1 protein-coding gene is annotated in these 1,597 nt (G+C 42.5%); it reads left to right on the top strand.

Going from position 1 to position 1,597, the window contains the following annotated elements; translation table 11 throughout:
- The first annotated feature begins 79 nt into the window (after positions 1-79).
- Positions 80-1,519 (top strand): IS1182 family transposase, encoded by a 1,440-nt coding sequence (locus PSF28_RS23550; protein ID WP_136135612.1) that lies wholly within the window; start codon positions 80-82, stop codon positions 1,517-1,519.
- Positions 1,520-1,597 lie beyond the last annotated feature (78 nt).

Raw genomic sequence — 1,597 nt, 5'->3', positions numbered from 1 at the left:
TCAGACTGCTGACAAAGTCCTCGCTTTTTAGTGAGGACTTTGATCTAATAAGGTTAGTACAAATAATGAGCTAACCGATATGTTAAAAGAACCTTCTCCTCAGCAATATCAATTCGAAACTATCACACTCGATGAGTTGGTGCCTGAAGACCATCTTGTTCGTAAAGTCGATGCGATTATGGACTTTGAATTTATTCGTGATGCCGTTGCTCACCTTTATTGTCCCAATAACGGGCGACCTGCGATTGACCCTGTTCGTCTTATTAAAATGATGCTGTTAGGCTATCTGTTTGGTATCCCATCAGAGCGAAAACTGGTTAAAGAAATCCAAGTCAATATGGCTTATCGTTGGTTTTTACGCATGGGGTTAACGGAGAAAGTGCCCGATGCTTCAACATTGAGCCAAAATCGTATTCGCCGATTTAATGACAGTGATATTTTCCAGCAGATATTTGACCATGTCGTTGAACAAGCCATCAGTGGAGGCATGGCGAATGGACGCGTTCTTTATACTGACAGTACCCACTTGAAAGCCAACGCGAACCCGCACAAAGCCATTAATGAAGAGCGTCCCATCGCCCCAAGTGAATATATTGAACAACTCAATGTCGCTGTCGAAAGAGACCGGAAAAATCACGCAAAAAAGCCGTTACCCGACGCAAAAAAATCCAACGAAAACAGCGCCGTCAAAAACACTAAAGTAAGTACCACTGACCCTGAAAGTGGTTTTATGCATCGGGACAATAAACCCAAAGGCTTCTTTTATCTTGACCATCGTACGGTTGATGGAAAGCACGGTATCATTATGGACACCCATGTCACCGCAGGAAATGTGCACGATAGCCAGCCTTACATTGGCCGATTACAGCGTCAAATTGAACGTTTTAATCTTAACCCCATTGCCGCAGGCGTGGATGCCGGTTACTTCACCGCCCCCGTTTGTCATCTCGCGAAAGAAATGAGTATCGCTCTTGTTCCTGGTTATCGACGTCCCAATAAAGGGCAAAATGCGTATCAAAAAAAACATTTTTACTATGATGCACAGCGCGATGTGTATGTGTGTCCAACCGAAGCGCTTTTAACCTACAGTACAACTGACCGTAATGGTTATAAACATTACAAATCCAATATGGCTCAATGCCAATTATGCGAACATCGACAATCGTGTACTCAAAACAAAAAAGGACAAAAAACAATCACTCGACATGTATGGGAAGAAGCGAAAGAGTGGTCAAATACGTTACGGCTAAGCAAGTGGGGTAAAAAAATCTACGCAAGACGAAAAGAGACGGTAGAAAGAAGTTTTGCCGATGCCAAACAACATCATGGTCACCGTTATGCGCGGTTCCGTGGGTTAAATAAAGTGCAAATGCAGTGCTTATTAGCAGCTGTTGCACAAAATATGAAGAAGATGGCGCTACTGGCGCTTCTTTTTTACTTTTTTAAGTTAATACAAAGCCAATTAAAGGCATATAGAACGGAATATAGCTTGAGAAAGTTATTGATGATGGGATTTTAGAAAAATATCGCGATCGCGACCTTCGGTCGCTAACACAATAAACCCCATGCTAAAAACATGGGGTTCGTCATCAATCTG

This window comes from Providencia sp. PROV130 (assembly GCF_028482225.1).
In the GTDB taxonomy this organism is placed as follows: Bacteria; Pseudomonadota; Gammaproteobacteria; order Enterobacterales; family Enterobacteriaceae; genus Providencia; species Providencia rettgeri.
This window is presented reverse-complemented; position numbering and strand designations above follow the sequence as displayed.